Raw genomic sequence first — 2278 nt, forward strand, 5'->3', positions numbered from 1 at the left:
ATCAGCGCCAGCACGCCGCGCCTGCCCAGCGTCACGCAGACGATTTTGTCCCCTGGCATCGGGATATGACGCGCCGCTTCGATGAAGCGCGCCGAATCGTCGCTGTCGCGGAGCTCGATGCCGGAGAGCAGGGCGAGCTCGGTTTCGTTGAGGATCAGGATATCGGCGAGGTCGAGCAACTCGCCGCCGAATTCGTTTGCCGGCGCCGGATTGAGCATCGTGGTCGCGCCGGCCGCGCGCGCCCGCCTGAGGAAGGCGGCAATCGTCGCCAGCGGAATTTCGAACTGGCTGACCGCGACGTCGCCTTTGGCCAGAACCGGGGCCGCGACATCGATGGCTTCGACCATCGCATTGGCGCCGGGAACCACGACAATGGTATTGTCGGCATTGGCGAGGGTTATGATGGCCGTCCCGGTGTGAGCCTCCGCGGTATCCTTGACGAAGGCGAGGTCGATACCTTGTTCGGCGAGGAAGGTCTTCAATGCCTGTCCGAACGCATCAGTGCCAAGCCGGCCGATCAGCGTGGTCGGTGCGCCCAGTTTTGCGGCCGCGACCGCCTGGTTCGCGCCCTTGCCGCCGGGAAAATACAGCACCGCTTGCCCGGCGACGGTCTCGCCGATCCGCGGATGCCGCTCGGCCGTCGCCACCACGTCCATGTTGATGCTGCCGGCGACGAAAACCCGTCCCACGTCCATTCTCCCAAAGTCTCTTCGCTGATGTCTAAACCGCAGCGCCGTCAGGCCCCGACCTGAAACTCCTGCCTGACGGCCTCGATGTCGGCAAGGGTCGGCAGCCCGGCCTCGTTGCCGAGACGCTGGATCTTGTAGGTCGACGCCGCGCGCGCAAACTCGAAATGATCCTGCCAGCTCTTGCCGGGATGGCTCAGATAGGAATAGACATAGGCGCCGTGGAACACGTCCCCGGCGCCGTTGGTGTCGAGCACGCGCTCGCGCGGGATCGCCAGCGCGGGCAGCGCGCGAACCGCGCCGGTCTCCTCATACCACAGCAGGCCCTTTTCGCCCATGGTGACGCCGCCGACCCGGCAGCCGCGGCTCCTGAGATAATCCAGCATCGCTTCCGGTGTCTTGTCCATCTGCTCGCATAGCCGCTCGGCGACGATGGCGACGTCGATGAACTCCAGCAATTCATGGGTATTGGTGCGCAGCCCGCCGCCGTCGAGCGAGGTCAGGATGCCGGCCTCGCGGCAAAGTCTGGCGTAGTGGATCGCCGCATCCGGCTGGTGACCGTCGAGATGCAGCGCGCGGCAGCCTTTGAGATTCAGGATCGGGAAGGGATGAATATGCTCGTCGTCGCGGCAGCGCACGATCGCGCGTTTGCCGTCCTTCGGCATGATGAAGGACAGCGACGAGGAGTTGACCTTGCGCGGATGGATCGAGATCCCGTACTTGGCGCTCATATCCTGAAACATCCGCCCCAGCCAGTCGTTGGCCACGGTGGCGATCAGGTCGGGCACGATGCCGAGCTTGGCGCAGCAGAACGCCGCCGTGACGGCGTTGCCGCCGAAGGAGACCGCGTAGGCGGACGCCACATGCTTCTCATCGCCGGTCGGCATGTGGTCGGTGATGAAGGTGACGTCGATATAGGTCTGTCCGATGAAGAGGGCCTGCATTCGCTTTCCGTCATGGGCTGAAGGGTGGTCCCGGCCGGCCCGGCAGCCTAGCACCGGGAAATCACGGGCATTCGCCAAAATTATTCACAAGTGTGCCGCGCTTGCAGCTTGAGATGGGAATGCGGGCAGACTACGACCATGCCGGGGTAACGCTCGCATGCTGCCGATAACAACCGGACCGCAGTTCGGAGTTTCTGGCGGCGCGACAGCAAAGGGGGGACGATGACGGTTTATTCAGGTCCGGTGTTCGATATGGCGGCGAATCAGTTCAATGTGATCGCCAATCATCTTGAAATACCCGAGGACGAGCGCGACCGGCTGCTGCTGCCAAAGCGGGCGATCACCATCTCCTGCCCGATCCACCGCGACGACGGTACGGTCGCGGTATTCGAGGGCTATCGCGTGCAGCACCACCTCACGCTCGGACCGACCAAGGGCGGCACGCGGTTTGCGCCCTCGGTCGATATCGGCGAGGTCGCCGCGCTGGCGATCTGGATGAGCTGGAAATGCGCATTGGTCGGCCTGCCCTATGGCGGCGCCAAGGGCGGCATCAAGGTCGATCTCTCGACGATCTCCAAACGCGAACTGGAAGCCCTGTCGCGCCGCTACATGCAGGAGATGATCCCGTTCGTAGGTCCCCATACCGAC

General features: G+C 64.0%; 3 protein-coding genes. 1 reads left to right on the forward strand and 2 read right to left on the reverse strand.

Annotated elements, in window-relative coordinates:
- Both WCE35_RS21700 and WCE35_RS21705 read right to left on the reverse strand, forming a co-directional pair.
- Positions 1-689: PfkB family carbohydrate kinase (locus tag WCE35_RS21700; protein WP_424595368.1), on the reverse strand; the 689-nt coding region annotated here is incomplete at its 3' end.
- Between the two features lie 47 nt (positions 690-736).
- Positions 737-1630 carry a sugar kinase gene (locus WCE35_RS21705; protein ID WP_424595369.1) on the reverse strand — a complete coding sequence of 298 codons (894 nt, stop codon included), beginning with the start codon at positions 1628-1630 and terminating at the stop codon, positions 737-739.
- Positions 1631-1852: 222 nt separating this feature from the next.
- Between WCE35_RS21705 and WCE35_RS21710 the strand changes: the two genes are divergently transcribed.
- Positions 1853-2278, forward strand: a 426-nt coding sequence (locus WCE35_RS21710) for a Glu/Leu/Phe/Val family dehydrogenase (protein WP_424595370.1), incomplete at its 3' end; no start/stop codon positions are given.

This window comes from Bradyrhizobium sp., assembly GCF_049691595.1.
Lineage (GTDB): Bacteria > Pseudomonadota > Alphaproteobacteria > Rhizobiales > Xanthobacteraceae > Bradyrhizobium.

Bases quoted from the DNA above. Each gene is read 5' to 3' on its own strand.
- WCE35_RS21705 (WP_424595369.1), bottom strand. From the start codon at position 1,630: ATGCAGGCCCTCTTCATCGGACAGACCTATATCGACGTCACCTTCATC.